We start from the raw sequence: 24,500 nt of genomic DNA, 5'->3' as shown, positions 1-24,500 counted from the left end.
TTCCGGAACAAGCGGGCGCGCGCGCGGGTTGGCGGCGCATATTCCAAAATCGGAAAGGATTGCCCCATGGCCCAGCTGGAAAATGCCCGCGTGCTGATGCTCGCAACCGACGGCTTCGAGGAATCGGAACTGTTCGATCCCCGCCAGGCGTTGCTCGACGCCGGCGCGAAGGTGACGCTTGCCTCGCTCAAGACCGATCCGATCACCGGCGAAAGCGGTAGAGAGAAGGGCAAGAGCATCACCCCCGACATCACCGTCGAACAGGTCGAGATCGAAGAGTATGACGCGCTGGTGCTGCCCGGCGGCGTCGGCAATCCCGACAAGCTACGGATGAACCCCCGCGCGGTGGAGATCGCCCGCAGCTTCATGGATGGCGGGCGGCTGGTCGCGGCGATCTGCCATGCGCCGTGGCTTTTGGCCGAAGCCGATGTGGTGGCGGGGCGGCGGCTGACAAGCTGGCCTTCGATCCGCACCGATCTGGCCAATGCCGGCGCCGATGTGGTCGACGAGGAAGTGGTGACTGACCGGAACCTGATCACCAGCCGTAAGCCGGGCGACATTCCCGCCTTCAACCGCGCGGTGATTGCGGCGCTGGAGGAAGTGAGCGCGCCGGCCTGAAGCGCAGCCGGTTGAACCATCGCTGCGCGGGGCGCTCTACGCCGTGGTAGAGCGCCACCGACGCGGCGGCGACGAGCAGCAGGTACAGCGCGACCAGCGGCCAGCCGATCGGCGCGGTGTGCACGACTGCCAGCTTGAATGCGTACCAGACGAGAAAATGGCCGAGATAGGTGGCGTAGCTGATCTCGCCCAGATAATGGAGCGGCGTTGCCTCAAGCGGGTTGCCGCGTTTACCCGCGCTCAGCGCCAGTGCCAGCAGCAGCGCGGCGAGCATCGTCGGCACGGCCAGGGTTTCGGGCAAGGCGCCAGCGGTCCAGCCCGCCAGCAGCATCGCAGCGGTGAGCGCCGCCAGCGCGGCGGGCAGGTGCCATCGATCCCGCCAGCGCTGCCACAGCGCGAAGATGGCGGTGCCGCTCGTGAATTCGATCAGGCAGCGCAGCACGCCCATGCCGGCAATATCCTGCCCGAGCTGCCAATAACCGCGCGAGGCAAAGGCGAGATGGAGCAGCACCAGCAGACCGGCAATCGCCGCCACCACTGCGGGCCAGGGCAGGCGGCGCCAGTCCACCGCCATGGTCAGCAGCGGAAAGAACAGATAGGCGGCCAGCTCGCAGGAGATGGACCAGGCCGGATCGTTCCAGCGGAGCGGATCGGCCAGGCCCCAATTTTGCACCAGCAGCAGATGGGCAGGCAGTTGCTCGAGCGGAAAGGCCGCGGCGTCGCGGCCCGTCGCCCAGAGTGCCGTCGCGAGCAGCAGTGCGAAACCCAGCATGGTGACGTGCAGCGGCCAGATGCGCGCGATCCGGCGCTGGAAGAACATTGGCACCGCCGCCCAGCGTCCCTCGCGCAACCGCTCGCCATAACTGAGCGCAATGACGAAGCCGGAGAGGAGGAAGAAGAAATCGACGGCGAGATAGCCCTTTGCCAGGAAGGCCAGCACCTCCGGCGGCAGGCCGGCGATCGACCGGCGCAGGTGGAAGAGCACGACGAACCATGCCGCCAGCCCGCGCGCCGCCGTGAGCGCGCGCAGTTCGGCCCGCGCGGTCATGCGGCCGCTGCCCGCGGCGCCCGCAACGGTCGCCAACTTTGTGCCGCGCGCCGGCGCCCCGAATAGATGTCGAGGCCGATCTGCGCGCCGACCAGCATGTAGATGAAGGGCTGGAAGGCAATCGCGATGAACGCGGCGCCGAGCAGATAGACGATATGCGCATTCTGCAGCGCAGAGGCGAGCGCGCCCATCCAGGCCTCGTCCGGCGCGGGGTGCGCATAGCGGCGGCGCAAAACCTCCATGCGCACCAGCCCGGCGATGTTGATGAGCAGCCACAGCGCCAGGCCGGGATAGCCCTGTTCGCCCAGCATTTCGAAGTACGCGCTGTGATAGGCGCGGGCCTTGTCCACCTCCAGCGTGCGTTCGATGCGCGTGCCGCCGCTGCCGTCGCTGACTGCGGATACCTTTTCGTAGCGGATCTGGTTCTGGCGATAGGCTTCGAAACCGCCGCCCATCGGATGGTCATGGGCATAGTCCATCGTCCATTGCCACACCGCCAGCCGGGTGGAGGCAGAGGCATCGCCCTGATAGGTCTTGATCGTTCCCATGCGCTCGGTGAAGGCGGCGGGCAGGAAGGGCACCGCGATCAGCCCCAGCGCGACGATGCCGCCGATATAGACGAACTTGCGCTTCGTATCGCGCAGCATCAGCATCGCCAGCAGGCCGATGCAAAGCAGCCCGGTTCGCGTCGAGGTGCCGACCGGGATCAGCAGGCAGGCGAAGATCAGCGGATAGGCAAAGGCCCGCACGCGCCAGTCGGGCCGGAAGATCGTGCCAAAGCGCGTGAACCACAGGATCAGCGGGATGATCGCGATCGCCACGGTGGAAATCGTGCTGCCCTCGTACAGCCCCGAATTATTGTCGACCATCAGGTTCAGCTCGCCATAGCCGCCGCCCGAAAAGATGGTCTTGATCCCGCCGACGATGATGATCGAGCTGGCCGACAGCACCATGAAGAGCAGCAAAGCCTCGATCCGCAGCTTGGTGCGCAGGGTCAGCGGCAGGAACGCGGCGAAGGCGAGTGCCTTCCACACCCAGTCCCATTTGTCTTTTGCTTCCAGCGGGAAGTCCGCGTGGCTGGTGGTGAACCAGCAATAGGCGAGCAATGCGACGATCATCACCTGGCGGGGTGCCACGCGCAGGTCGCGCTTGTCGTCGAGTGCAGCCCAGCCGCCGACCGCCAGCGCCACCGCGATCATCGAGATCGGCAGCGAATTGAGCAGCAAATAGGTCAGCCGCTGGGGCGAGACGATGTCGATATAGGCATAGACGAGCACGAACAGGAACGGCCTGCGAAAACCCATGCCGAAAAACGCCAGCAGAAACAGGATGAAGGCATAGTCACGCACCGGGCTTGCCCCAGCGTTGCTTCTTGGGCGCGCGCTTTTGCTCGTCGGGGCCGGGTTCGCGATCGAGGTCGGGGCGGCGCAGCAGCAGAAAGGCGGCGAGCAGCATCAGCCCATGGGTGAGCGCCAGCGATAGATTGTCGATCATGGCCCGGCCGGCGCTCCTTCCGGGAACGGATCTAGCGCGGTGCGGTTGACGCGGCGTTAAGCCATCGGGGCGTAAGGGGGCTGTATGCGCATCCTCCACATCCTGGACCATGGGCTGCCGCTCCACAGCGGCTATGCATTCCGTACGCGGGCAATTCTGAAGGCGGAAATCGCCCGCGGCTGGGAGGTGGCGGCGGTTACCGGCCCGCGTCACGGCGACGCGGCGGCCGAGGAGGAAACCGTCGACGGGCTGCGCTTCTTTCGCACGCCTCCGGTGCAGGGCCGGCTGCCCGGCCTGCTCGAATGGCGTGAGATTGATCGCTTCGCCCGACGCATCCGCGCGGTGGTGGAAGCGTGGCGGCCCGACGTGCTCCACGCGCATTCGCCCGTGCTCGACGCAATGGCGGCGCTGCGCGTGCGGCGCTGGACCGGCGTGCCGTTGCTCTATGAGATCCGCGCCTTCTGGGAAGACGCCGCCGTCGGCAACGGCACGGGCCGCGAAGGCAGCCTGCGCTACCGCGTCACCAAGGCGCTGGAGACGCGGGCGGTGCGCCAGGCCGATGGCGTGGCGGTGATCTGCGAAGGGCTGCGCCGCGACCTGGTGGCGCGCGGGATCGATCCGGCGAAGATCCTTGTCTCGCCCAACGGCGTCGACATGAACCTGTTCGGCGCGCCCGTCCCCCATGACGCGGCGCTTGCCGCCGAGCTGGGCGTAGCGGGGGCGGAGACGATCGGCTTTATCGGCAGCTTCTACGACTATGAAGGCCTCGACATATTGATCGCGGCGATGCCGGCGCTCGTCGCGGCGCGGCCGGCGATGCATCTGCTGCTGGTCGGCGGCGGCCCGGCCGAGGCGGCGTGGCGGGCGCAAGCGGCGGCATCCCCGGTGGCGGACCGCATCCACTTTATCGGCCGCGTGCCGCATGATGCCGTCGAGCGCTATTACAGCCTGATCGACGTGCTGGTTTATCCGCGCCGGAAGATGCGGCTGACCGATCTGGTGACGCCGCTGAAGCCGCTGGAGGCCATGGCACAGCGCCGGCTGGTCGCTGCATCGGATGTCGGCGGTCACCGCGAGCTGATTCGCCATGGCGATACCGGCACGCTGTTCGCGCCGGACGATCCCGCCGCGCTGGCCGAATCGGTTGCGGCGCTGTTCGCGGCGCGTGGGGACTGGGATGCTCGCCGCGAACGAGCCCGCGCGTATGTCGAAAACGAGCGCAACTGGATGGTAAATGTAAATCGGTATGAATCTGTTTACCAAAAGTTTGCGATAGCATCGGGTATGAAAGACTCGTGGTCGGACCCGCCACCGGTGAGTGTATGAAACTGCCCATTGCCCCAGCCATTGCTGCCCTGGTCGGTGCCGTTGCCGCTTTCGGCATCGCGGCCCTGCCCGTGCCGGTGCTGGAAAGCCTGGTGGTGGACAGCGGGTTGCCGGCCATAATGTCTGCTGCCGAACCGCCGCTGGGCCTGACCGCGCGTGCCCTGCTGGCGCTAGGCATTGGCGGGTTTGCCGCTGTTTTCGCCTGGATTTCCGCCTTCATCCTGTTCGGGGCCGCCGATTTGACGCTGGGCAAGCCGCGCGCAAAGGCGGCGACCGCCGATCCGCAGGCGGTGCGCGCGCCGGTGCTGCGCCGCGCCGATGCCCATCCCGATGCGCCGCCCCGGCCGCCCTTGCTCGCCACGCGCGATCTGGGCGCGCCCTTTGCCGAGGAGGTCGAGCCGGTCGAGGGTCTGCCGTTGCGACCGAGCGCTGCTGCCGGCGCCGATAACGATGCAGCGCCGATCCCGCTGCGCGGCGCCGAGCCGCTGCTGGCCGACTCCATCCCCGTTGCGCCCGAGCCAGCGCCGGAGCCTGCCCTCCAGCCGGGCCCCCAGCCGACCATCGTGCCGCCGCCCCCGCTCGCCGAACGCGCGCTGCCGGCGGACCTTGATCAGCCGCTGGCCGCCTTTGACCCGCAGGCGATTCCGGCCGTGCCGATGCCGTCGCCGCTACCCTTTGTGCGCCGCCGCCCGGCGCCTGCCGCCATTTTCGAGCCGCATGAGCGGTTCGAAACCTTTGAACTCCCCACGCCGGCGCCCATTCCCATGACCAAGCACGACCCGCTCCCCGAAACCGCCGCGCCGGCCCCCGCGCCCGAGGCGGTTGAACCGATCGCCCGGCCCGAGACCGAGGCGTCGGTCCATGCCTTGCTCGAGCGGCTCGAGCGCGGTGTCGTCCGCCGCAACCAGGCCCAGGCCGAACGGGCGGTGCGGAGCCGCAAAAGTGGCGATCATCGCCTGGAGGATGCGCTGGTGACCTTGCGCAATCTCGCCCGCCAGGCCTGAGCGCCAGCTCACCGCGCTTCCACCGTCAGCACTTCCACCTCGGCGCGCAGGCGTTCGCCGGCATTGGCCACTCCTGCCAGTTTCACATCGGCGACCAGATGCCCGCGCAGCGGCAGCTCGGTTTCTGCCAGTTCGGCCATCCAGCGGATCAGGTCCGGAGAGGGTGCGCCGGCCAGGGAAAGATGATGCCGCGCGCCAGTGAAGGTCGCGCTGGCCCAGCGCTCCCAACGCGCGGTGTCGATCGAGATCGCGCAGCCGGCGGCGTTGGCCGAAGCGCAGAGCGCGCGGCCCAGCAACGTGCCGATATCGGGGCCGCGGCTCATGCGCGCGGCTCCTGCTCGGCCAGAAAGGCCCGCAGCCGGGCAGTCAGGCGCGGACCAGGCTCGCGCCCGTCGCGCAGATCATGCACCAGCCGCGGATCGCCTGCCGCCAGACGGCCGAAACGGCTGGGCGGCATTTGGCTCCGTCGCAGGAATTTCTCGATTTCGCGATGTACCGACATCGGTTTCCTCCAGTGATTCGCGTTTGCATGGTCATGATTTGTTCTCATTTCCTACTTGTCTAGGAAAAATCCTATGGTAAAGGACGGGAATGGATGCAGATGCGCAGCGCGCCGCCCTGGCGGCTCTGGTCGAGGCGAGGGGACTCAGCCTTTCGGAGCTGTCGCGCGTGCTCGGGCGCAACCCCGCCTATCTGCAGCAATATCTGACGCGCGGATCGCCCCGCGAACTGGCAGAGCGCGACCGGGCGCGGCTGGCCGCCTATCTGGGCATTGCGGAGGCGCAGCTCGGCGGCCCCGCGCCGGCCGGGCTGGTGGCGGTGCCCCGGCTCGATCTGGGCGCATCGGCGGGGGCCGGCGGCTTGCCGGACCGCGAGGCAGTGCGGCAACCCTTTGCCTTCCCGCCCGCGCTGCTGCGGCAATTGGGGGTTCGGCCCGAAGCGGCGTCGATGATCCGCGTGGCAGGCGATTCGATGGCGCCGACGCTGGACGATGGCGACGAAATCCTCGTCGACCGGGACCAGCGGCGGATCGATCCACGCGGCATCTTCGTCCTGCGGGTGGACGGCGAATTGCTGGTAAAACGGGTGCGGGCCGCAGTGGGGGGAATCGAGATCGTCAGCGACAATCCTGCCTATCCGGTGCGGTTCGCCCGCGCCGGCGCCGCCGAAGTGATCGGCCGTGTCGCCTGGCTGGGACGCGCGCTTTGATCGACGAAGCAGCTACTGCCGCGTTCATCCGCGCCCATCTGCCGGTGACGGCGGTGCCGGGGCTGGCCGAGGTGCGCATCCATAAGGCTGGCCCGGCAAGCGGCATCGCGCGGCTGGCGGGGGAGGAGGGGCCGGCACCCTATTGGGCGTGGTGGTGGGCCGGCGGACTGGCGCTGGCGCACTATATTCAGGCGCATCCCGAATGCGTGGCAGGGCGCCGGGTGCTCGATTTCGGCGCGGGATCGGGACTGGTTGGCATTGCCGCGGCCAAGGCGGGCGCGGCGGCGGTGATCGCCTGCGATGTCGATGCCCATGCCCGGGTCGCATTGCGGCTCAATGCGGCGCTGAACGGTGTCACCTTTGCCGCGATCAAGGGGGATTTAAGCGAGATGCCGGTGCTGCCGTCGGTCGATCTGGTGCTGGGCGGCGATGTCTTTTACGCGCCCGAAGTCGCCGCGCGGGTGCTGCCGTTTCTCGACCGGTGCCGCGCAGCGGGAATCGCCGTGCTGCTGGGCGATCCGTGGCGAGCGCCCTTGCCGACCGGGCAACTGGCGCTGCTCGCGGAAACCGAGGTCGCCGAAACCGGCGCGCCGAAGCGCGCCGGTGTGTTTGCGTACCGGCCCTGACGGCAGGCGCTTACCAGACGTGGACGCGGTCCTCGGGGGCCAGATAGAGCTTGTCGCCCGGCTTCACGCCAAAGGCGGCATACCACTCGTCCATGTTCCGGACGATACCGTTGACGCGATATTGCTCCGGGCTGTGCGGGTCTGCCAGCAGCTGCGCCCGCAGCGATCCTTCGCGCGCCTTGCCCTGCCAGCTGGCGGCATAAGCGAGGAAGAAACGCTGGTCGCCGGTCATGCCGTTCAGCACCTTGGGCTCGCCGTGGCGCGCGACATAGCGGCGGTAGGCGGCATAGGCGACTTCCATCCCGCCCAGATCGGCCAGGTTCTCGCCCAGCGTCAACTGACCCTTCACATGGACGCCAGGAAGCGGCTCATAGGCATCGAACTGCTTCACCAGCGCCTGGGCATGCGCCGTGTAGCGCTTGGCTGATTCCGGCGTCCACCAGTCGCGCAGCCTGCCCTGTGCGTCGAACTGGCGGCCTTCGTCGTCGAAGCCATGGCCCATTTCATGGCCGATCGTCGCGCCCGTCTCGCCATAGTTCACCGCCGGATCGGCGGCCGGATCGAAGAAGGGCGGCTGTAGCTGTGCGGCCGGGAAGGTGACCTGGTTCATCACCGGATCGTAATAGGCATTCACCGTCTGCGGCGTCATCGCCCACAAGGTGCGGTCGACCGGCTTGCCGAGCCGCGAGAGCTGCAGCTTCCATTCGAAATCGTCCGAGGCGAGATCGTTGGCCAGCGGATCGGTGGCGCTGACCTGCATCGCGGCATAGTCGACATATTTGTCGGGATGGCCGATGCGCGGGTCGAACGCGGCGAGCTTTTCCAGCGCCTGCTTGCGGGTGGGTTCGTCCATCCACGCCGCGCCCTTGATCTTGTCCGCATAGGCGGCGCGCAGATCTTCGACGAGTTCCTTCGACAGCGCTTCGGCGGCGGGGCTCCAGTGGCGCTCCGCATAGATTTTGCCGATCGCTTCGCCCAGCGCGCCGTTCACCAGCCGCACGCCGCGCTTCCAGCGTTCCGGCTGCTTCTCCACATCCTGCAGCGTGTGCGAGTAGAAATCGAAATGCGCCGCGTCGAATGCCTTGGGCAGGTAGGTCGCATGGTCGCTGACGAAGCGGAAGCGCAGCCAGTCCTTCCAGGTGTCGAGCGGCACGCTGGCAAGCTGCTTCGCCGCGGCGGCGATGGCGGTGGTTTCGCCGACCACGACGATCGGCATCTTCGCCAGCCCTTCATGCGCGAGCACGGCGTTCCAGTCGAACTCGGGCGCCAGCCTGGCAAGCTGCGCGCGGTTCATCGGGTTATAGGTTTTTTGCGGGTCGCGCTGTTCTTCGGGCGTCCAGTGGTATTTCGCGATGTCGGTTTCCAGCGCCAGGATCGCATCGGCCTTGGCCTCTGCACCCGGGATGCCGGCAAGCTGCTGGATCTTCACGATATAGGCGCGATAGGCCTTGCGGATCGCGTCATATTTCTCGCCGGGCAGCAGATAATAGTCACGGCTCGGCAGCCCCAGCCCGGCCTGACCGGCGACGACGGTATAGCGGGTGGGATCCTTTTCGTCGGCGGTGATGCCGATGCCGATCGGGCTGGCATAGCCATGGTCGGCCATCAGCAACTGGAGTGCGCGGCGATCCTGCACGGCATCGATGCGGGCGAGATAGGGCTTGAGCGGGGCGGTGCCGCGCGCCTCGATCCCGGCCTCGTCCATGAAGGCGCGGTAATAGTCAACGATCTGGCGGAGCGCGGGATCGGCCGGTGCGGTGCCGGCATCCTCGATCAGCTTGCGCACTTCGACTTCGGTTTCGTCGGGCAGGTCGTAATTATAGCCGGCGCGCGACTTGTCCGCCGCGATCGGCGCGTCGCGCAGCCAGGTGCCCAGCGCATAGCCGAAGAAATCGTCGCCCGGGCGGATGCTGGTATCCATGGTGGTCAGGTCGACGCCCCAGGGGCCGTATTTGGCCTGGCCGGAAGTCTGGGCGAGGGCGGGGGAAGCGAGCAGGGAAGTGCCGAGCAGAATGGCGGCAAGACGCGCAATACGCATGGAGACGATGGTCCTCGAAGGTGATGTAGCGGGCTAGCACGCGGCCCGGTGGGACTCAATTGCCACTCGGATGCTCCTGCCTTCCCGCTTCCGTGAGGCGGGGGGAAGGGGGCAGCAGAGCGCTGCAAGCGGGTACGGGATGCGTGCGGGCAAAGAAAAAGGCGCCCGGATCGCTCCGGACGCCCTTTTTCCTGAAACCGATCCGGGAAGGATCAGCCCGAATAGTACATGTCGTACTCGACCGGGCTCGGCGTCATTTCCCAGCGGGCGACTTCGCCGCGCTTGATTTCGACATAGGCCTCGATCTGGTCCTTCGAGAACACGTCGCCCTTCAGCAGGAAGTCGTGATCGGCTTCCAGGCTGTCCAGCGCCTCGCGGAGCGAACCGCACACGGTCGGCACCTGGGCCAGTTCGGCCGGGGGCAGATCGTACAGGTTCTTGTCCATCGGGTCGCCCGGGTGGATCTTGTTCTGGATGCCGTCCAGGCCGGCCATCAGCAGCGCGGCATAGGCGAGGTACGGGTTGGCCAGCGCATCCGGGAAGCGGAATTCGACGCGCTTCGCCTTGCTGCCCGCGCCATACGGAATGCGGCACGAAGCCGAGCGGTTGCGGCTCGAATAGGCGAGCAGCACCGGTGCTTCATAGCCCGGCACCAGACGCTTGTAGCTGTTGGTGGTCGGGTTGGTGAAGGCGTTCAGCGCCTTGGCATGCTTGATCACGCCGCCGATGAAGTAGAGGCAGGTGTCGCTCAGGCCCGCATAGCCGTTGCCGGCGAACAGCGGATTGCCCTTTTCCCAGATCGACATGTGGGTGTGCATGCCCGAGCCGTTATCTTCCTTGATCGGCTTCGGCATGAAGGTCGCGGTCTTGCCATAGGCCTGGGCGACCTGGTGCACGACATACTTGTAGATCTGCATGCGGTCGGCAGTGGTCACCAGCGTGCCGAAGGTCAGGCCCAGCTCGTGCTGCGCCGCCGCGACTTCGTGGTGGTGCTTGTCGCAGGGCAGGCCCATTTCGAGCATGGTCGAAACCATCTCGCCGCGAATGTCGACGGCCGAGTCGACCGGCGCGACGGGGAAATAGCCGCCCTTGGCGCGCGGGCGGTGGCCCAGGTTGCCGGCTTCATATTCCTTGCCCGAATTGCCCGGCAGTTCGATGTCGTCGATGGCGTAGTAGCTGGTCGAGTAGCTGTTCTCGAACCGCACATCGTCGAACATGAAGAATTCGGCTTCCGGGCCGACATAGATGGTGTCGCCGATGCCGGTGGTCTTCAGGTACGATTCGGCGCGCTTCGCGGTCGAGCGCGGGTCACGGGCATAAAGTTCGCCGGTCGACGGTTCGACGATGTCGCACACCAGGATCAGCATGGGCGTGGCCGAGAAGGGATCGACCCAAACGGCGTCCAGATCCGGCTTCAGGATCATGTCGGACTCGTTGATCGCCTTCCAGCCTTCGATCGACGAACCGTCGAACATCAAGCCGTCGGTCAGCTCGTCCTCGCCGATCACCGAGGCCACCATGGTCAGGTGCTGCCACTTGCCCTTGGGATCAGTGAAGCGCAGGTCGATCCACTCGATCTCCTGGTCCTTCACCATCTTCAGGATGTCACTGGCCGTATTCGCCATCGTATTCGCCCTTTCGCTCTTCTTTCGTCCGCCCGACGAATCGGGAAATTAAATTACTTTTGCGGGTGCACAATCCTGCGCTTGCTGCGCCGCGTCAAATAGCGTTTTCGTTCCGCTCCCCGGTGCGGATGCGCAGTGCGGTTTCGACCGGAATCACGAATATCTTGCCGTCGCCGATCCGGCCGGTCTGGGCCGCGCCGGCAATCGCTTCGACCACGCGCTCGGCCAGGCCGTCTTCCACGACGACCTCCAGCTTCACCTTCGGCAGGAAATCAACGACATATTCGGCGCCGCGATACAGTTCGGTATGGCCCTTCTGGCGGCCGAACCCCTTGGCTTCGGTGACGGTGATCCCGGAAACCCCGACCTCGTGCAGCGCTTCCTTCACTTCGTCGAGTTTGAACGGCTTGATGATCGCTTCGATCTTTTTCACGTCTTCCCCCTGGATGAGCCGCTGCCCAGCCGTCGTGCACCTGATTCCCTGCGTTTAGCAACCCGCGTGCCAGAACGGGAGTGCCGAGAGCGAAAGATCGTCGCGGCTCTCAAAACAGGTTAAAAATTGCCTATCATTTGGGCAGTGCTCCAGTGCTCTGCCCGATCGTGCGGCAGTCAGGCGGCGCGAACTTCGTCCAGGAACCGGTCGATGCTCGACGAGAGCGCCTCGGCACCTTGGTGCAGCCCCGCGGCCAGGTCCGCGATCGACGCGGCGCTGCCGGAGGCGGCATGGGCGGTGACGCTGATCTGTTCGATATCGTGCCGCACGCCCAGTGTGCCGTCGACGCTTTCGGCGACGTTGCGGGCGATGCTGTGGGTGGCGAGATGCTGCGCGCGCACAGCCTCTTCGATGTCGGAGGAAAGTGCTGCAATCGAACCGATCGCTGCCTCGACATGACCGTGGTTGGCGAGCACCCGCTCGACTGCGCCACGAATATCGGCGACCTGCGCCCCTACGCTCTCGGCGGCGCGCCCGACCTGGCTGGCCAGCGCCTTCACTTCATTGGCGACCACGGTAAAGCCGCGCCCCGCCTCGCCCGCGCGCGCCGCCTCGATCGAGGCATTGAGCGCGAGCAGATTCACCTGCCCGGCGATTTCGGCGATTACGGTCGTGACGGTGCCGACCGTCTGGGCGAAGGCGCCCAGCTCTGCGGTGCGGCTGTGGCTGTCGGCGACCAGGGCAACGGCGTGCGCCGCGGTGGACTTGGCGGTGGCGGTGTTGCGGCCAATGCCTTCCAGCGTCGCTGAAAGCGCATCGGATTCGGCGGCGATGGCGGCGAGATTGTCGTGGCTCTGCGCTACGGCGGCGGCAAGGGCGGTGGCGGAGGCGCTGTTGGTGGCGGCGCGATCGGCCGTCGCGGCCGCACTCTGGTGCAGCGTCGAAGCCAGATCGCGCAGCCGCGCCGCGAGCAAACCCACTTCTTCCTCGATCTGCTCGCTCGCGGTTTCGATGCGGCGGGCGCGTTCCATGCGGCGCTCGGCGGCGTGCATCTGCTGGTGCGCGGTGAACTGGATCAGCCGGCGGTTAGTGATGACCGCGAACAGGATGCCGCCGCGCGTCAGGATCATGCCTTCCTGCCCGTCGGCTGCGGTATAGGTATCGACCAGCTTTTCCGGCGCCAGCCCGGCATCGGCCATCGGGCAGGGACGAATCAGCTTGTGCAGGCGGCCCCCATAGGCCGGGTTGCGCAGCAGTGCATGGCCATAGGGGTTGAGCAGCAGACGCCGCACATCCTTTTCGAACACGGCGCCCAGCGGCCGCCGCGCCCGGTCGAGCACCGGCAACAGGCGAAGCGCGGGATCGTCCTGAAAGCGCGTGACGGCGTCGCCGATCGTCGCATCCTCCTCCAGCCACGGGGGATTGCGCTCGGCGGCGGTAAGCCACTGCAGGAGGAAGCTGGCGCTGGGCGTCGGCGACTGGGGCATGGTGGCGCCAGCTAAGGCGGGAATGGTAAATGCGGACTTAGGATTTGATGACAGCTTTGCGACAACGCAAAAAATTGGTCTGATTCCGAAACGATAGCTGCCAGTTCGGGTATCGGTGGGGCGCGCGTGGCGTTTAGCGGGCTGAAGCGCTAGTTTCTGGACGGGCGCCGCACATAATGGCAGAGGCCGCGGCCAGAGTTTTCGAACGAGGATTTTTTCCGGAAATGACCGTGCAAACGCGCCAGCCGGCGCTGCTTCCCGAGCATCCCGCCTTCGCCACTGCCAAGGTGCTGTGGGTGCGCCACTGGAACGAACATCTGTTCAGCTTCGCGATCGAGCGCCCCGCCAGCTTTCGCTTCCGCTCGGGCGAATTCGTGATGATCGGCCTGCTGGGCGAAGGCGACAAGCCGCTGGTGCGCGCCTATTCGGTCGCCAGCCCCGCCTGGGCCGAGGAGCTGGAATTCCTGTCGATCAAGGTGCAGGACGGGCCGCTGACCTCCAAGCTGCAGAAGATCCAGCCCGGCGACGACATCTATCTGGGCAAGAAGCCGACCGGCACGCTGGTCGCCGATGCGCTGCTGCCGGGCAAGCGCCTGTTCCTGCTCTCGACCGGCACCGGCCTCGCGCCGTTCCTGTCGGTCGCGCGCGATCCCGAAATCTATGACCGGTTCGAGCAGGTGGTCGTCGTGCACAGCGTGCGCCGTGTCAGCGACCTGGCCTATCATGCGGAGCTGTCGGCGAAGCTGGCGGACGATCCGCTGATCGGCGACCAGGCGGCGGCCCAGTTCCATTATGTGCCGACGGTGACGCGCGAGCCGTTCCACACCAGCGGCCGTATCGGCGATCTCTTGGAAAATGGCCGGTTGTTCGAAGGCGTGCCGGGTGAAGCCAAGCTTGATCCCGCGACGGACCGGGTGATGCTGTGCGGATCGATGGACATGATCCGCGACTTTGCCGCGCTGCTCGAAGCCAAGGGTTTCAAGGAAGGCTCGAACAACGCCCCCGGCGATTTCGTGATCGAACGCGCCTTCGTCGGCTGAGCTGCCCGGAGCGGCTTTAGCTTCTCTCTCCCCTTGTGGGAGAGGGAAGGGGCCCGCCGCCGCAGGCGGTGGGAAGGGTGAGGGGGACATCACTTGCAAGTTCCCCCGGGCGAATGCGTAGCCTGGGCCCCAAAAGGTTGACGCGGCGCCCTTCCGCGCCGCAAAGCAGCGCCATGAAGCGCCGTACCGGACAAGACCAGCGTGTCACTCGCCAGTGGAAGCCCGCGACTCAGGCCGTGCGCGGGGGCACCGCGCGCTCTGAATTCGGGGAAACCAGCGAAGCGATTTTCCTGACTTCGGGCTATGCCTATGACTGCGCCGGCGATGCCGCCGCGCGCTTCTCGGGCGAGCAGGTGGGGATGACCTATTCGCGCCTCCAGAACCCGACGGTGGAGATGCTCGAACAGCGCATCGCCCTGCTCGAAGGTGCCGAGGCGTGCCGGACGATGGCGAGCGGCATGGCGGCGATGACTGCCGCACTGCTCTGTCAGGTGAGCCAGGGCGACCATATCGTCCAGGGCCGCGCCGCCTTCGGTTCGTGCCGCTGGCTGACCGACACGCTGCTGCCGCGCTTCGGCGTCGAGACGACGACGATCGACGCGCGCGATCCGCAGCAGTTTCAGGACGCGATTCGCCCGAACACCAAGCTCTTCTTCTTCGAAACCCCCGCCAATCCGACGATGGACGTCGTCGATCTGGAGGCGGTGTGCGGCATTGCCCGCAAGCATGGCATCGTCACCGTGGTCGACAATGCCTTCGCCACTCCCGCGCTCCAGCGGCCGCTCGAATTCGGCGCGGACGTCGTCGCCTATTCGGCGACCAAGATGATGGACGGTCAGGGCCGCGTGCTGGCCGGCGCGGTGTGCGGGACCGAGGATTTCATCAACAACACGTTGCTGCCCTTCACGCGCAACACCGGCCCGACGCTCAGCGCGTTCAATGCCTGGGTGGTGCTGAAGGGGCTGGAGACGCTCGACCTGCGCATCCGCCGCCAGAGCGAGAATGCACTGAAGATCGGCAGCTTCCTCGAAAAGCGGGTGCCGCGCGTCCATTTCCCGGCGCTGCCCAGTCACCCGCAGCACGCGCTGTTCATGCGCCAGATGTCGGCGGCCGGCCCGATCTTCAGCTTTGAGGTCGATGGCGGCCGCGCCCAGGCGCATGCCCTGCTCGACGCGCTGGAACTGATCGACATCTCCAACAATATCGGCGACTCGCGCTCGCTGATGACGCACCCATGCTCGACCACGCATTCGGGCCTCACCGAGGAGAAGCGGCTGGAAATGGGTGTGGACGAAGGGATGCTGCGGCTGAACGTCGGCCTGGAAGATGTCGACGACCTGATCGCCGATCTCGACCAGGCGCTGACGAGCGTGGGGCTGTGAAGGCGCTCTTCACCGACGAAGCGACGACGCGCGGGGTGATAGTCCGCGTGTCGGCATCCTATCTGCCCGAACAGTCCGAGCCGCAACGCGGTCGCTGGTTCTGGGCCTATCATATCCGCATCGAGAACGAAGGATCGATGGTGGTCCAGCTGCTCACCCGGCACTGGATCATCACCGACGGGCGCGGCCTGCGCCATTCGGTGGAAGGCGAGGGCGTAGTCGGCGAACAGCCGATGATCGCACCCGGCGGAAGCTTCGACTATGTTTCGGGCTGCCCGCTGTCGACGCCGACCGGGTCGATGCAGGGCAGCTATCACATGATCGGCGAGGACGGATCGGCGTTCGACGTGGCGATCCCCAAATTCGCGCTGATCGCACCCGCAGTGACGGGGGAGCAATGAGGGGCGCGCGCGCACCAGTTCCCCTTCCGCTTGCGGGAGGGGTTAGGGGAGGGGCTGAAACCACGCGGCGCTCCAGTCACGTCATTCCCTCCCGCCAGCGGCAGGGGCGCGCATGCGGCGATGCTGGGGGAGGAATTTCGGCATGAAGCGCACCCATCTTCCTCTCAACGGCCTGCGCGTGCTCGACGCTGCTGCGCGGCACCTGTCCTTCACCCGCGCCGCCGACGAGCTTGCGGTCACGCCCGCCGCTGTCGGCCAGCAGATCCGCGCGCTGGAAGATACGCTGGGCGTGGTGCTGTTCCGGCGCACCACCAAGGGGCTGGAACTTACGCCTGAGGCCGAAGCCGGGCTGGCCGCGCTGCGCAACGGTTTCCTCCAGTTCGAGGAAGCGGTGCGGGCAATGCAGGCGGGGCAGTCCTCCAAGTCGCTGACGATCGCTGCGCCGCGTGACCTGACCGCCAAATGGCTGATGCCGCGCCTGTCCGCCATTGCCGCCGCCGATCCGGAGCTGCGCTTCGTGCTGGTGCCTGCCGACGACACGCTCGACTTTACCGAAGCGAATCTCGACCTCGCGATCCGCTGGGGCGAAGGGCCCGGCGAGCATGAGGGCGAAGCGCTGGAGAGCGACGGCATGGTGACGGTCGCACGTGCCGAAGGCGGCATCGATGTGAAAATCTCGTGGCCGGGCTGCATGGCGGAGGATGCCGGATCGCTGGTCCGCGTCGCCGACGCCGGCCTCGCGATCGACGCCGCTGCACAGGGACTGGGCCGCGCAACCGTTCCCGAACTGCTCGCCCGCGCCGACATTGAGGCAGGTCGCGTCACTATTGTGGGCGACCCCAAGCCTTCGCGCTTGGGCTATTGGCTGGTCGCGCCGCTGCCGCAGTGGCGCCAGAAGAAGGTGCAGGTACTGGTCGAGGCGTTGGGGGCTTAGCCCCGGGGGCGCGGAATCCTCAAGCGAGCACGATGCGGGTATGCGTTGCTTCGTTCGCAATTCTGCGAAGCGCGTCGAGCAACGACTCACCACCACTCGCCTGAAATGCCGCCAGAGCGGCCGAGCCGGTGAAGACCAGTTTCGCTTCACCAGGCGAACCCGGGCCACCACATTCTATCGCATCCCAGAACGCGTCGAGATTGCAGCCGAATAGCGCCGCATTCTCCGGTCTCGCTGCCTCGATATAGCGCTGCCAGATGTCCGCGGCAGATTTCAGGCCGCAGCAATCAACGTTGATGGTTCGCATATGCTGGCTCTGCCGGCACGCGAGTCAGGTCACTGCGCATGGATTGAGATATTCTTCGTGCCCCGCTCGGTCGTTGCCACGGGCTGGGCCTTGTCGAGTGCTCGCATCACCGCGTCGGGGGCGGGTAGCTTGTCGAAATTGGGATAGACATAACTCTTGTCGAGCGTGTTCAAAATCACCTGATAACCAGGGTGCTTCGCGTCCGATAGCAGGTCCGGAATCACCGAAATGGTGCGGCCGGCATCGGCAATTGCGATGGTATAGCTGCCATCGGTTGGGTCAGCTGTGCGATATACGGCATATTCAGGGAGCGACGTGCCATCGCGGCATAGTATCGCGGGTGTCCCTTCCTTCTGGTCTTCGTCCTTTTTCGTGCCGTCCTTCGCGTCCGGGGAAGATGCCATCATCGCCAGCGTTGCGCCTAGCAGTCCGGCGGTCATGTCGGGTTTGCGCATCTTTGCCTTCGGGGCATAGGCGAGCGGTGCGGCGCAGGAAGCGATCAGGTCCGCGGCGGGTGCCTCCGGCCCCTTGCGCGCGGGCCAGCCAAGCGCGGCAACGCTTTCGGTCAGCTTCGCCTCCAGTGCCGCGGGCGTCAGCTCTCGTGAGCTGGTCCGCAGCACCACCAGCCATTCGTCGAGCGGCAGGACCGCCGTACCCGTGGCGGTATAGGGCTGCCTGCCCGGTACATAGACGCGGCGCAGCGCGCTGGTCGCGGTGCCCCCCGGCGGCGCGAAGGCCGTGGGCGTGCCCGCCGGCGTCGCTCCGCCAAAGGAATCGCGGTGGACGATCTGTGCCTCGACCCGGTCAAACCAGACCGGCACGCTCATCATCGCCGGGCGGAACAGGTACAGCGTGGTCAGGGTATGCTCGGTGTCGCCGAACTGCACCATCACATCCAGTTCGCTGCCGCTGGAATCGGTAATTTCGGTTCGGGGAAGTCCGGCGAGTGCCTGCGGCACGATCAGCCCGGTGGCGGCATGGCCCCATTTCTTATCGGCCGGCACTTCGATCCGGCTCTGGGCATGGGCGGACAGCGGCATGGCGAATGATAAGGCCAAAGCAGCAAGGTGCGCAGGCATGAACAGACGCCGCATGATGATCTCCCCCGATATTGCACCAGCCTTACGGCAAGGCAGACGATTCAACCAGCCTGCGAAAATCGCTCTCCGCATTGGTGCTTCCACCCCGTACCTCCGCTAGTGTAGCGTTGTGGCAGAACAAAGCCGTGGGGGAGCCTGATGTCGTCATCCGCCGCCGATCGTCCGCGTGGGGCCGCTCGGGGCACGCCGGTGCTCGAGACCGCGCGGCTGCGGTTGCGCGCGCGCAGGGTCGAAGATGCCGAGGCCATGTTCCCCAGCTATGCCGATGCCGAATTGATGCGCTGGTGGTCGCACGCGCCGCATGTCTCGGTGGTGCAGACCCGCACGGCCTTTTCCCAGACACCGGAGGACTGGCGGACCTGGGCGATCACGCTCGCCGGCGAGGATCGGGCGATAGGCTTCGTCGCGGTCGGCGAGAAGCGCCAGGCCAATGTCAGCGAGATCGGCTATATGCTCGCACGAAGCCATTGGCGGCAGGGATTTGCCGAGGAAGCGGTCACGGCAGTGATCGACCACCTCTTCGCCGAAGGCCAAAGGCGCGTGTTCGCCGATACCGACCCTGAAAACCGCGCATCACGTGCGCTGCTCGAGCGGTTGGGTTTTCGACTGGAGGGTGTGCTCCGCGCCGAATGGGAAACGCATATCGGCGTGCGCGATACCGCCCTGTACGGGCTGCTCAAGGAGGACTGGACATGCCGACCCCGCCGCGGTTGACCGACCCTGCCGAACGCAGCGCCTATCTGGCCGAACTGCGTCAGATCGCCCGGCCGGTTCGCCTCGCGGCAGTATGGCTGGCGGTGCTCGGTGCGCTGCTGGCGGCAGTGCGGGCGAAGTTGTGGCCCATGCCGATTGCGGTGCCGGTGACGGTGCTGTGCCTGTCGCTGTTCCTGATGGTGCTGGGGCTGACGGTGCGGCTTAAATACCACCACCGCCGGATGCGCGGCGAGGTTTAGCGGCCCCTTCCCGAACGGGTGCTCAGGGCCGCTTTGCCATGGCCGGGCCGGGGCGGGCCGGACGCAGCGCGGTCTTGCGGGCGAGCGCCATGCTGAGCGCCGCCGCGCCCTTGGGCGACATGGCAGCCAGAATGGCGGCGGTGGCATTGGGGCGCATCCGCTGTGCCACCTTCATCTGCACTTCCATGTCGAGCTGTTCGAACACCACCGCGGCCTTGGGCGGCTTCATCGCCTGATAAATGCGGGCGAGCTCGTCGAACTGTGCCTCGGCGGGCGATTCCGCGCCGGGTACGCCGGGGGCAGGGGCGGCGGCGTCCTTCTTGGATGCCATTTCCGCCTGCAGCCGGGCTTCCGCCGCCTTGGCGGCCTGTTCGCGCAAGTCGAGCGCTCGCTTGCGGCGTGCCGCATCGACATCGCGGTCGTTCATGTCCTGCTGGATGGCATTGCCCAGCCGGGTCTTCTGCGCATCGGCATCCTGATTGGGTGTGGCGATGCTGGCTGCATTGGAAACCGCCGCGACGGCCGCCGCCGCCGCCGTCAGCAGCAGGAGCGAGGGACGCGCCATTATGCAGCCTCTCGGGTGGATTCCGCGGCCTCTACTTCCGCAGCTTCACCGGTGGCGGCTGTTTCGGTCTCGGCAGCAGTGCGGAGGGCATTGGCCATGCCGACGGCGTTGACGATCCGCTCACAGGCGGAATCGGCGATGCCGATCATGTCGGAAAGCTCGTCGCGCAGGTCGCGCGCCTGTTCGACCAGCCGGGCGTGACGGGCGCAGTCGGTGCCCAGCGTCGCCTTCATGTCGGACAGCACGGCACGCGCCTGGGCGGTGGCGTTTTCGAGCGCCTTCACCACATCGGTGAGCGCGCCGTCCTTCACGGCACGCAGGCTGCGCATCATCCGCAGGCTCTGGATCAGCACGGCGACGCAAAGGACGATGGTCAGGATATTCGCAAGCAGGGCGACCGTCATGGCTTGGCCTTTCTGGTACGGGACACGTCGTTGACCAGGCGAACGGCAACCCTGCCGCTGCGCTGGCCGATCTGGGCTTGGGCGAGCTTCACATCGCCACAGGCCAGGTCGAGGGGATCGTCAGGACTTTTGTGAAGCGCGATGGTCTGGCCGACTTCGAGTGCTTCTAGGTCGGCGAGCGGCATCGCCTTTTCACCGAGCAGCACGCTGACGCTGACATTGGTCTTGCGGATTTCCTGCGCCATGTGCGCTTCCCAGATGCTGTCGCGGCCGCTCTTTTCGCCCATGAAGCGCTGCAGCAGCTTGTGCCGCACCGGCTCCAGCGTGGCATAGGGGAAGACGAGCGTGAAACAGCCGCCGCGTCCGTCCATGTCGACGCGGAAGGTGGCGATGGCGCAGATGTTCGACGTGGCGGCGATCGCGGCGAAGCGGGGATTGGTTTCGATGCGTTCGAGCGACATCGTCACCGTCTCGATCGGGGCGAACGCCTCGGCAAAGTCACGCAGCGCCAGTTCGAGCATGCGTGAGACCAGCGCGGTTTCGATGGGGGTGAAGGCGCGGCCGTCGATCAGCAGCGGCGAATTGCCGCCGCGCCCGCCGAGCAGCGCATCGACCACGGCATAGATCAGGCCGGATTCGACCGTCGCCAGGCCATAGCTTTCCCATTCCTGCACCTTGAACACGCCGACCATCGCCGGCAGCGCGACGCGGTTCATGAATTCGCCGAACCGGGCGGAGGTGACTTCTTCCAGGCTTACGTCGATCGCGTCCGAAGTCAGGTTGCGCATCGAACTGGCGAAGGCGCGCACCACGCGGTCGCACACCACTTCCAGCATCGGCAGCCGTTCGTGGCTGATGACCTTCGATTCCAGAACGGCGCGCAGGCCCTTCTTCTTGGCGACCGGACCGCCGCCGCCGAACAGCGCATCGATATCCGCCTGGTCGAAGCGAATGTCATCGACGCCGCCGGTGGGAGCGGGGGGATCGGGAAGGTCGAAGTCTTCGAGATCGATCATTGCTGGACGAGGTCCTGGATCAGCACGTCCTTGACGACGCCGGGGCCGCTGACGCGGACGGCACGGACCAGCAGTTCCTCCTTCACGCGGAACACGGCGGCCGAACCGGCAAGATCTTCGGGGCGTAGTTCGCGCAGGAAAGGCTGGTAGGAATCTAGGATCGCGGGCAGCAATTCCTTCAGCTTCGCTTCGTTGCCCTTGGGACCGGGCACCAGCATGAAGTGCAGCTTCAGGAAGCGCGCGGCGCCGTCGGGCGAGCGCAGGTTCACCACCATTGCCGGCACGTCGACATATTTTGCGCCGGCCTTCTCGCCTTCGCCTTCGCCCTTGGCCTCGCCGCCCTTCTCCCCTTCTGCCGGCGCGGCTTCGGGTGCTGCCTCTTCGGTTTTGGGATGCTTGCTGCCGGACAGGAAAAAGGCCGCCCCGCCGCCACCCAGCGCCAGCGCAGCCGCAGCCGCCCCGCCGATGATGATCAGCTTCTTCTTCTTGTTCGGCGCGGCCGGCTCGGCCGTGCCCTTATCTTCGACGATTTCCGCCGACATACCCCTGGACCTTCCTTTTATCGGCCGCGACGTCCGCACGTCCGATTTCCTCCTATTATAGGATCATCACCCGGCAATTTCTGCCTAGTGCGACTTTTTCGAGGATGGTCCGGTGGACATTTCTTCCTACGTGCTCCTGAGCCAGGAACAGGCGCTGCGGCGTCGGCTCGACGTGGTGGCGAACAACCTCGCCAATATGAATACGGTCGGGTTCAAGCGCGAGCAGCCCGTGTTCCGCGAATATGTCGAGCAGACCGATTCCGCGGTGAAGCCGGCGAAGCAGACGTCGTTCGTGCTCGATTACGGCGCGGTGCACGATGTTGCGCAGGGATCGTTCCAGCCGACCGGCAATCCGCTCGACGTGATGATCGACGGCCCCGGCTATCTCTCCGTTGAGGCGCCCGGCGGCGGCACTGCCTATACGCGCGCGGGCTATGTGAAGGTGCTGGAAAGCGGCGAGCTCGCCACGGCCGGCGGCCAGCGCATTCTGGGCGAGGGCGGCAAGCCGATCAAGATTCCCGAGGAAGAAGCGGGCAAGGTCAGCGTCACGTCGGACGGTACGGTGATGGGCGCGAACGGCCCGCTCGGCCGCATCGCCGTGACGGTGTTCGCCGATGAAGGCACGGTCGATCCGCGCGGCGACGGGCTGATGTCCGGCTCGGGCGGGCGCGAACTGAGCGCAAGCGAGACGCATCTGGTTAGCGGCGGCGTCGAGGGATCGAACGTCAACGCGATCACCGAGACGACCGACATGATCCAGATCCTGCGCGCCTATCAGACCAGCCAGAATCTCTCTTCGTCCATGTCCGACATGCGCAAGCAGGCGATCGAAAAGCTCGGCCGCGTCAGCTGATTTAAGAAAGGAAAGCCCCCATGCGCTCTCTCTCCATCGCCGGCACGGGCATGCTCGCGCAGCAGACCAATGTCGACGTCATCTCGAACAACATCGCCAATATGAACACCACCGCCTTCAAGCGGCAGCGTGCGGAATTCCAGGATCTGCTCTACCAGCAGGTCTCACGCCCCGGCTCGGCGACCGGCAGCGATACCAAGGTGCCTTCGGGCATCCAGATCGGCGCGGGCGTGAAGACCGGTGGCGTCTATCGCATCAATGAACAGGGTGCGCTGACCCAGACCAGCAACCCCTATGACATGGCGATCCAGGGCAAGGGCTATTTCCAGGTGAAGATGCCCGATGGCACCACTGCCTATACCCGCGACGGTTCGTTCCAGGTGTCCGACCAGGGCGAGCTTGTGACGCAGGACGGCTATCCCGTGGAACCCGGCATCACCCTGCCGCAGGGCGCGCTGAGCTTCTCGGTGTCGAAGACCGGCCTGGTCGAAGTTACGGTGGCAGGCAATACCCAGCCGCAGCAGCTGGGCCAGCTGCAGCTCGCCACTTTCATGAACGAGTCGGGGCTGGAAGCGAAGGGCGGCAATCTGTTCGTCGAAACCTCCGCCTCGGGCCAGCCGACCGTCGGCTCGCCGGGCGACACCGGGCTCGGCACGCTGACCCAAGGCTTCATCGAAGCGTCGAACGTCAATCCGGTTGCCGAAATCACGGCGCTGATCACGGCGCAGCGCGCCTATGAAATGAACAGCCGTGTGGTGAAGACCGCCGACGAAATGCTGGCGACGACCAGCCAGTTGCGCTGATGCTGGCGCTGCTGGCCCTTGCGCTGTGGGGCGCCGCGCCGGCTGACGACGTACCGGTTGCGGTGCTGCGTCAGCCGGTTGCGCGCGGCGAGCGGATCGAGGCGGGAGACCTCGCGATCGAGAACCGCCCGGTCGCCACCGCACGCGGCGCGCTGACGATCGAGGAAGCGGCGGGCATGGAAGCCACGCGCAACCTCAACATCGGCAGCGTGATCCGCCGCACCGACATCACCAAGCCGCAGGTCGTTCGCCGGGGTGAGCCGGTGACGGCGCGGATCATTTCCGGTCCGCTGGTCATCACCGCCTCGGGCCGCGCTTTGGGTGGCGGAGCGCCGGGCGATGCGGTGCGTGTGATCATCAATGCCACCAGCCGCACGCTCGACGGCGTGGTGGAATCTGCCGGCACGGTCCGGATTACCAATCCTTGAAGGAACTTGGCATGCGCAAGGCAATAGCAGCCGTGGCGATCTGTGCGGCACTTTCGGGCTGCGGCGCCGTTGGCCGGCTGAAGCAGGTGGGCAAGGCGCCCAAGCTCTCGGCTATCGAACCGATCAATGCTCCCGAAATCGAACCGTCGCTGGCGACGCCGTCGGACCGCAGCGGGGCAACGCATCCGCGACAGGCACCGCAGCAGACGGCCAGTGCATCGCTGTTCCGCACCGGGGCCGGCGCGTTCTTTCGCGATCAGCGAGCCGCCAAGCAGGGAGACATATTGACGATTCGCATCGCCATCGCCGACAAGGCCAATATCGGCAACAACACCTCGCGGACCCGCGGTGGGACCGAGACGGGCGGCGTCGCCGGGTTGCTGGGGCTGCAGACGCCCATTCAGAAGCTTACCGGCAGCGATCCGTCGAAACTGGTGAATACCAGCTCGGCTTCGCAATATGCCGGCGGCGGCACCACGGCGCGATCGGAAACGATCAACATGACCATGGCTGCCATCGTCACGCAGGTGCTGCCGAACGGCAACCTGATGATCCGCGGCCGTCAGGAAGTGCGCGTCAATTTCGAGATGCGTGAGCTGATCGTCACCGGCATCATTCGTCCCGAAGACATCGCCCGCGACAATTCGATCGCGCACAGCCAGATCGCCGAGGCGCGCGTGATCTATGGCGGCAAGGGCCAGTTGACCGAAGCGCAGCAAGCGCGCTGGGGCCAGCAGATCTACGACGCCCTCTTCCCCTTCTGAGCGGCGCCACGCCGCATTCTCGCGGGGGGGGGGGGGGGGGGGGGGGGGGGGGGGGGGGGGGGGGGGGGGGGGGGGGGGGGGGGGGGGGGGGGGGGGGGGG

At 66.3% G+C, this 24,500-nt stretch carries 30 protein-coding genes; 15 read left to right on the top strand and 15 right to left on the bottom strand.

The genetic code is table 11. From position 1 onward, the window contains the following. Positions 1-66 precede the first annotated feature (66 nt). Positions 67-618, top strand: a complete 552-nt coding sequence (locus tag ACT53K_RS14615) for a type 1 glutamine amidotransferase domain-containing protein (RefSeq protein WP_476229443.1) — start codon at positions 67-69, stop codon at positions 616-618. Here the strand turns inward: ACT53K_RS14615 and ACT53K_RS14610 are convergent. Genes ACT53K_RS14610 through ACT53K_RS14600 form a run of 3 tightly spaced genes read right to left on the bottom strand, consistent with a single transcriptional unit; the run spans position 569 to position 3,160 of the window. Then, the gene (locus tag ACT53K_RS14610) at positions 569-1,666 is read right to left on the bottom strand and encodes an acyltransferase family protein (protein WP_476229442.1); all 1,098 of its coding nucleotides are present in this window, start codon (positions 1,664-1,666) and stop codon (positions 569-571) included. The genes ACT53K_RS14615 and ACT53K_RS14610 overlap by 50 nt on opposite strands. Next, positions 1,663-3,015: a putative O-glycosylation ligase, exosortase A system-associated gene (locus ACT53K_RS14605; RefSeq protein ID WP_476229441.1), complete on the bottom strand. Its 1,353-nt coding sequence runs from the start codon at positions 3,013-3,015 to the stop codon at positions 1,663-1,665. Before ACT53K_RS14605 ends, ACT53K_RS14610 begins: the two co-directional genes overlap by 4 nt. After that, the gene (locus ACT53K_RS14600) at positions 3,008-3,160 is read right to left on the bottom strand and encodes a hypothetical protein (RefSeq protein WP_476229440.1); all 153 of its coding nucleotides are present in this window, start codon (positions 3,158-3,160) and stop codon (positions 3,008-3,010) included. Before ACT53K_RS14600 ends, ACT53K_RS14605 begins: the two co-directional genes overlap by 8 nt. 84 nt (positions 3,161-3,244) lie before the next feature. Between ACT53K_RS14600 and ACT53K_RS14595 the strand changes: the two genes are divergently transcribed. Together ACT53K_RS14595 and ACT53K_RS14590 are read left to right on the top strand one after the other, a co-directional pair. After that, positions 3,245-4,486 carry a TIGR04063 family PEP-CTERM/XrtA system glycosyltransferase gene (locus tag ACT53K_RS14595; protein ID WP_476229438.1) on the top strand — a complete coding sequence of 414 codons (1,242 nt, stop codon included), beginning with the start codon at positions 3,245-3,247 and terminating at the stop codon, positions 4,484-4,486. Continuing rightward, positions 4,483-5,490, top strand: coding sequence for a hypothetical protein (locus tag ACT53K_RS14590; RefSeq protein WP_476229437.1), 1,008 nt, complete (start codon positions 4,483-4,485; stop codon positions 5,488-5,490). The genes ACT53K_RS14595 and ACT53K_RS14590 overlap by 4 nt, the downstream gene beginning before the upstream one ends. A gap of 8 nt (positions 5,491-5,498) precedes the next feature. Here ACT53K_RS14590 and ACT53K_RS14585 read toward each other — a convergent pair whose 3' ends face one another. Next, positions 5,499-5,813, bottom strand: coding sequence for a hypothetical protein (locus ACT53K_RS14585; protein WP_476229436.1), 315 nt, complete (start codon positions 5,811-5,813; stop codon positions 5,499-5,501). Next, a complete protein-coding gene (locus ACT53K_RS14580; RefSeq protein ID WP_476229435.1) occupies positions 5,810-5,992 on the bottom strand; it encodes a hypothetical protein in 183 nt (60 codons plus the stop codon). Before ACT53K_RS14580 ends, ACT53K_RS14585 begins: the two co-directional genes overlap by 4 nt. An 89-nt stretch (positions 5,993-6,081) precedes the next feature. Here ACT53K_RS14580 and ACT53K_RS14575 point away from each other — a divergent pair, with 89 nt between their 5' ends. Both ACT53K_RS14575 and ACT53K_RS14570 read left to right on the top strand, forming a co-directional pair. Continuing rightward, a complete protein-coding gene (locus tag ACT53K_RS14575) occupies positions 6,082-6,699 on the top strand; it encodes a S24 family peptidase (protein WP_476229434.1) in 618 nt (205 codons plus the stop codon). Continuing rightward, entirely contained in the window at positions 6,696-7,325 is a 630-nt protein-coding gene (locus ACT53K_RS14570; RefSeq protein WP_476229433.1) for a class I SAM-dependent methyltransferase, read from the top strand. The genes ACT53K_RS14575 and ACT53K_RS14570 overlap by 4 nt, the downstream gene beginning before the upstream one ends. A 10-nt stretch (positions 7,326-7,335) precedes the next feature. Here ACT53K_RS14570 and ACT53K_RS14565 read toward each other — a convergent pair whose 3' ends face one another. The 4 genes from ACT53K_RS14565 to ACT53K_RS14550 form a co-directional block, all read right to left on the bottom strand. Then, positions 7,336-9,363 carry a M13 family metallopeptidase gene (locus tag ACT53K_RS14565; protein ID WP_476229432.1) on the bottom strand — a complete coding sequence of 676 codons (2,028 nt, stop codon included), beginning with the start codon at positions 9,361-9,363 and terminating at the stop codon, positions 7,336-7,338. A gap of 212 nt (positions 9,364-9,575) precedes the next feature. Further along, on the bottom strand, positions 9,576-10,988 hold the full coding sequence (gene glnA, locus ACT53K_RS14560) for a type I glutamate--ammonia ligase (protein WP_476229431.1): 1,413 nt from the start codon (positions 10,986-10,988) through the stop codon (positions 9,576-9,578). A 94-nt stretch (positions 10,989-11,082) separates the two neighbouring features. Beyond that, entirely contained in the window at positions 11,083-11,421 is a 339-nt protein-coding gene (locus tag ACT53K_RS14555) for a P-II family nitrogen regulator (protein ID WP_476229430.1), read from the bottom strand. A 176-nt stretch (positions 11,422-11,597) separates the two neighbouring features. Further along, positions 11,598-12,908, bottom strand: a complete 1,311-nt coding sequence (locus ACT53K_RS14550; protein ID WP_476229429.1) for a methyl-accepting chemotaxis protein — start codon at positions 12,906-12,908, stop codon at positions 11,598-11,600. Between the two features lie 224 nt (positions 12,909-13,132). Between ACT53K_RS14550 and ACT53K_RS14545 the strand changes: the two genes are divergently transcribed. The 4 genes from ACT53K_RS14545 to ACT53K_RS14530 all read left to right on the top strand — a co-directional run bounded on the left by ACT53K_RS14545 (position 13,133) and on the right by ACT53K_RS14530 (position 16,665). After that, positions 13,133-13,948: a ferredoxin--NADP reductase gene (locus tag ACT53K_RS14545; RefSeq protein WP_476229428.1), complete on the top strand. Its 816-nt coding sequence runs from the start codon at positions 13,133-13,135 to the stop codon at positions 13,946-13,948. Between the two features lie 173 nt (positions 13,949-14,121). Continuing rightward, positions 14,122-15,330: a trans-sulfuration enzyme family protein gene (locus ACT53K_RS14540; protein WP_476229427.1), complete on the top strand. Its 1,209-nt coding sequence runs from the start codon at positions 14,122-14,124 to the stop codon at positions 15,328-15,330. Further along, complete coding sequence (apaG, locus tag ACT53K_RS14535) at positions 15,327-15,731, top strand: Co2+/Mg2+ efflux protein ApaG (RefSeq protein WP_476229426.1); 405 nt, start codon at positions 15,327-15,329, stop codon at positions 15,729-15,731. Before ACT53K_RS14540 ends, apaG begins: the two co-directional genes overlap by 4 nt. A gap of 142 nt (positions 15,732-15,873) precedes the next feature. Further along, positions 15,874-16,665, top strand: coding sequence for a LysR family transcriptional regulator (locus tag ACT53K_RS14530; protein WP_476229425.1), 792 nt, complete (start codon positions 15,874-15,876; stop codon positions 16,663-16,665). Positions 16,666-16,684: 19 nt separating this feature from the next. On the opposite strand, the gene ACT53K_RS14525 is transcribed toward ACT53K_RS14530, so the two are convergent. Both ACT53K_RS14525 and ACT53K_RS14520 read right to left on the bottom strand, forming a co-directional pair. Beyond that, positions 16,685-16,972 (bottom strand): barstar family protein, encoded by a 288-nt coding sequence (locus ACT53K_RS14525; protein ID WP_476229424.1) that lies wholly within the window; start codon positions 16,970-16,972, stop codon positions 16,685-16,687. Between the two features lie 29 nt (positions 16,973-17,001). After that, on the bottom strand, positions 17,002-18,066 hold the full coding sequence (locus ACT53K_RS14520) for a hypothetical protein (RefSeq protein ID WP_476229423.1): 1,065 nt from the start codon (positions 18,064-18,066) through the stop codon (positions 17,002-17,004). 144 nt (positions 18,067-18,210) lie between these two features. Here ACT53K_RS14520 and ACT53K_RS14515 point away from each other — a divergent pair, with 144 nt between their 5' ends. Further along, on the top strand, positions 18,211-18,786 hold the full coding sequence (locus ACT53K_RS14515) for a GNAT family N-acetyltransferase (RefSeq protein ID WP_476229421.1): 576 nt from the start codon (positions 18,211-18,213) through the stop codon (positions 18,784-18,786). Next, positions 18,765-19,025 (top strand): hypothetical protein, encoded by a 261-nt coding sequence (locus tag ACT53K_RS14510; RefSeq protein ID WP_476229420.1) that lies wholly within the window; start codon positions 18,765-18,767, stop codon positions 19,023-19,025. Before ACT53K_RS14515 ends, ACT53K_RS14510 begins: the two co-directional genes overlap by 22 nt. A 22-nt stretch (positions 19,026-19,047) precedes the next feature. On the opposite strand, the gene ACT53K_RS14505 is transcribed toward ACT53K_RS14510, so the two are convergent. The 4 genes from ACT53K_RS14505 to ACT53K_RS14490 are packed head-to-tail and all read right to left on the bottom strand — an operon-like array spanning position 19,048 to position 21,552. Continuing rightward, on the bottom strand, positions 19,048-19,590 hold the full coding sequence (locus ACT53K_RS14505; RefSeq protein WP_476229419.1) for a MotE family protein: 543 nt from the start codon (positions 19,588-19,590) through the stop codon (positions 19,048-19,050). Beyond that, positions 19,590-19,994 (bottom strand): DUF6468 domain-containing protein, encoded by a 405-nt coding sequence (locus ACT53K_RS14500; protein WP_476229417.1) that lies wholly within the window; start codon positions 19,992-19,994, stop codon positions 19,590-19,592. Before ACT53K_RS14500 ends, ACT53K_RS14505 begins: the two co-directional genes overlap by 1 nt. After that, the gene (gene fliM / locus ACT53K_RS14495; protein WP_476229416.1) at positions 19,991-21,010 is read right to left on the bottom strand and encodes a flagellar motor switch protein FliM; all 1,020 of its coding nucleotides are present in this window, start codon (positions 21,008-21,010) and stop codon (positions 19,991-19,993) included. The genes ACT53K_RS14500 and fliM overlap by 4 nt, the downstream gene beginning before the upstream one ends. Next, on the bottom strand, positions 21,007-21,552 hold the full coding sequence (locus ACT53K_RS14490; protein ID WP_476229414.1) for a flagellar basal body-associated FliL family protein: 546 nt from the start codon (positions 21,550-21,552) through the stop codon (positions 21,007-21,009). Before ACT53K_RS14490 ends, fliM begins: the two co-directional genes overlap by 4 nt. 112 nt (positions 21,553-21,664) lie before the next feature. On the opposite strand from ACT53K_RS14490, the gene ACT53K_RS14485 reads away from it, so the two are divergent. Genes ACT53K_RS14485 through flgH form a run of 4 tightly spaced genes read left to right on the top strand, consistent with a single transcriptional unit; the run spans position 21,665 to position 24,400 of the window. Then, a complete protein-coding gene (locus ACT53K_RS14485) occupies positions 21,665-22,405 on the top strand; it encodes a flagellar hook-basal body complex protein (RefSeq protein ID WP_476229413.1) in 741 nt (246 codons plus the stop codon). Positions 22,406-22,425: 20 nt separating this feature from the next. Further along, the gene (gene flgG, locus ACT53K_RS14480) at positions 22,426-23,208 is read left to right on the top strand and encodes a flagellar basal-body rod protein FlgG (protein ID WP_476229412.1); all 783 of its coding nucleotides are present in this window, start codon (positions 22,426-22,428) and stop codon (positions 23,206-23,208) included. Beyond that, the gene (gene flgA / locus ACT53K_RS14475; protein WP_476229411.1) at positions 23,208-23,636 is read left to right on the top strand and encodes a flagellar basal body P-ring formation chaperone FlgA; all 429 of its coding nucleotides are present in this window, start codon (positions 23,208-23,210) and stop codon (positions 23,634-23,636) included. The genes flgG and flgA overlap by 1 nt, the downstream gene beginning before the upstream one ends. Positions 23,637-23,647: 11 nt before the next feature. Further along, positions 23,648-24,400, top strand: coding sequence for a flagellar basal body L-ring protein FlgH (gene flgH, locus ACT53K_RS14470; RefSeq protein WP_476229410.1), 753 nt, complete (start codon positions 23,648-23,650; stop codon positions 24,398-24,400). The last annotated feature ends 100 nt before the right edge of the window (positions 24,401-24,500 follow it).

The organism is Sphingomonas sp. DMC8 (assembly GCF_056314185.1).
Note: the sequence above shows the minus strand (reverse complement) of the source record. Positions and strands in the feature narration are given on the sequence as shown.